This is a genomic window from Rhizobium sp. P1_E6 (genome assembly GCF_056405875.1).
Map to the genome: position 1 here is coordinate 1 of NZ_JBFUBG010000204.1, position 3,158 is coordinate 3,158.

The 3,158-nt window shown below is 60.4% G+C and carries 1 protein-coding gene; it reads right to left on the minus strand.

Annotated elements, in window-relative coordinates:
• Positions 1-316 precede the first annotated feature (316 nt).
• Positions 317-3,158 (minus strand): RHS repeat domain-containing protein (locus AC1D35_RS35265; RefSeq protein ID WP_477942564.1); only part of this gene is annotated, 2,842 nt, incomplete at its 5' end.

Sequence of the window (3,158 nt, forward strand, 5' to 3'; positions counted from 1 at the left end):
GATTTCGGCTGCCATCCGGTCGATTGTGCCTTTGACGGCAGCCGTATTCACGGACGGATCGATCATGGCGTCGACAGCCAGCTTGACATCAAGCAGATCACGGTATGGTTCGAAGAGGCCTTCGACCCGCATCGGCGGAGAGGCGGTAGAGGCCTCTAACGATTGTGCAAGAACTGCTGCCGCGGGCATGTAGAGTGCCAGAAACGCAACGCAGGACGCTCTGACAACCCATCGATGCCGGCCGTTCGGTCCTGCTTGCAATGTTTCAGCGCTGCTGCGGCTACCACCCATGACGGAACCACTTGATCCGCCGCCCTCAACCATCGTTTTCGCCCTGGGATGGAGCGGGGTTCTTTGCGTTGTAGGTCGGGGAGGGAGGAGACGCGCGCTCTGTTGTCCCGGTCGCATCGGTTCCAACGCCCTGGACCGAAGGGAACTGATCATCCTGAGAGATGAACCGACCGAAGGCGGGGTCGTAGTATCTCGCATTGAGATACATGAGGCCGGTCTCGGGGTCGAAGCGCTCGCCGATATAGCCCTTCCCTGTCTGCATCGCCGTGTTGGTACGCTCGCCGAAGGCGACGTAGCTGGTCTGCTCGACGATGTTGCCGTTGGGAGCTCCCGTCACCAGCCTGACCGAAGCCAGATGATCGCGATGCAGGAAGGAAGCGACTTTCGTGCCTGCCGACAGATTGGCGACGATCTTGGCGTCCGGATGCGGATAGACGGTGTAGATATCCGTGCCCGGTGTCGAGCGGTCGAYCTCGRCRTTGGCRTTGGGATAGAGSGTCGTGCCRAAGGCCCAGCTCTTCTTSACCCGYGCTCCGTCGGGTCCATAGGCGAGGGTGACCGTGCTGCCGCCCTGGGTGACGGTCGACAGGCGGTTTTCGACATCCCAGGTCAGCGTGCGGGTGCCGTCCGAGAGCATGTTGCCGTTGGCATCGTAGCTTATCGACTTTGCACCGATCTGCGTTGCCGCATGCGGCCTGACCGCCGTCGGTGCCGGATAGGTGTAGGCGCCGACCCGTGTGCGCGACAGCAGGTTGTGGTTGTCGGCATAGGTGTAGGTCTCGTCGAGGCTGTTGCCGCCCCCATTGTCRSCRCTCACCAGMCGRCCGAGCTGRTCATAGRWGTAGGTCCAGTTGTCGTTGGCSGTCAGCCCSGTGATGGTCTTGATGCGGCCGACATTGTCGCGGGTATACTGATTGTCCATCAGCACCGTCGTGCCCCTGGTCGTCGTCAGCCGCGTCAGCCAGCGCCGGGTCGGCGAATAGGTGAAGGTGGTGGTGACKCCRTTGACATAGGTGATCGACTTCGTYTGGCCGTCGGCCTCGTAGCTGGTGGAGGAAATCAGGTTGGATATGGAGGTCAGMAGATCGGCGCTGTTATACTGCCAYGGCCGGTCGGGTGTCCTGCCGAACCAGAGATCCGATGCATAGGCGATGCCGACGGTTTTGTCGGTTGGCCCGCGCGTCTGCGTCGTCGTCTGGSTGAGGCCGTCGATCGTTGCCGTTGTCGCRATGATGCTGCCGGTGCCGGTATAGACCCGCTTGTAGGCGAAKGTGGCGTTGTCGTTGGCGGCTCCGCTCAGGAGACCGATGTTGCTCGACGTGGATGTCGGGTTCTGGTCATAGGTGTTGGTGGCGACGACGACCTGGGTCGATGAACCGGGCGCCTGCACTGACTTCTGCGTCACGCGGCCCATCTGGTCGTAGGTCAGGAAGGTGACCGCACCGCGGGCGTCGACCTGCGAGACGAGCCGGTTCGCATCATCATAAGCGTAAGACCAATTCCCAAGGTCAGGATCACTCGCCGTCAGGCGGTTGCCGAGCAGGTCGTAGGTGTAGGTCCAGATCGCTCCACTTGGATCAACAACCTGTTTCAGATGGCCGAGCGCATCAAACGTCGCGCTGTAGCGCATGGTAGTCTTCGATACGTCTGCGACCTTGTCCGAATGGTCCGAGATGAAGATCTTATCGTCCCAGGTGCTGATCGTGTAGGGATGGCGCAGCCCCAGCTCATCGTACCAGTTGACGTAATAATTTGCGATGTTCGACGACAGCGGGATCGGATCGAGATAGGTGTAATAGTCGTATGTCTTGTAGGTGCTGTCGGGATTGACGCTCTTCGTGATCCGGTCGAGCGCATCGTAGCTGTTGACCGTCCACTGCGCCGTTTCACCGGCAAAGCGCACGATCGATGTCTGAAGCACATTACTGCGGGCGTCGTAGATCGTGTCGGTTATGCGGGCAGGGCCGGTCGCCGTATCGCCCGAAGTCTCCACCCGCCACGGGCGCCCAAGCCCATCATAATAGGTGCACGTGTAGCTCTCGCCGGTGCCTGACGTTAGCGGCTGCGAAACGATGACCGCCTGCAGGGCCGGATTGCCCTCGTTCGCATAGCGGGTGTTGATGTAGTTGCCGGATCCCGAGTGGGTATAGCCACTGGGGCGGCAATAGGTGTCGTAGGTGTAGGTCTCGACGATGCCGTTCGGATCGGTCTTCGATGCCGTTTTGGCGCAAATCATGTCATAGGCCGTCGTCGACACGAAGCGGGTGTCGGCCGGCTGGCCGCCATTGGCGAAGTATTTGGGGCTGCGCTCCGCTACCGGATAGAGATGGTAGGTCGGGTCGTAATCCCATTCGGTGCGGTTTTTAGCGCCGTCCGTCTCGGAGATCCGGTTGCCATAGGCGTCATAGGTATAGGTGCTGGTCACCCATCTCTGCGGCGCGACGACCGTCGCATAGGCGAGCTTTTGCGTCAGATTGCCCTGGGTTGGCGGGGCAGTGTAGTCGCTGGCGTTGTCATAGACATAGCGCTCATACTTCAGTGTCGTTGCCGTGGCGGCATCGAAGCCGCCCGAGCGCACCCCAACGGCCGTCGGCAGCGACGTGATGAACTTCGTCGTGTTCGGGGCATAGCTGTAGGTCGTCCAGCGCTCRTCGCCGGAGACATCCTTGCGACCATATTCCTTCAGTTCSGTGACGTTGTGGTAGSCRTCGAAMACCCGCTCGGTGCGCTGGGTCAGCGCATATGGATTGTAGAGCGTCGTCTCTGTCGCGGTGTTTTTAACCCAGTACGGCTCGGAGCTGACATTGACCTCATAGGTCTCCGAAATCATCTTCTTGGCGTTACCCGCACCATCCCTCCAGACGATC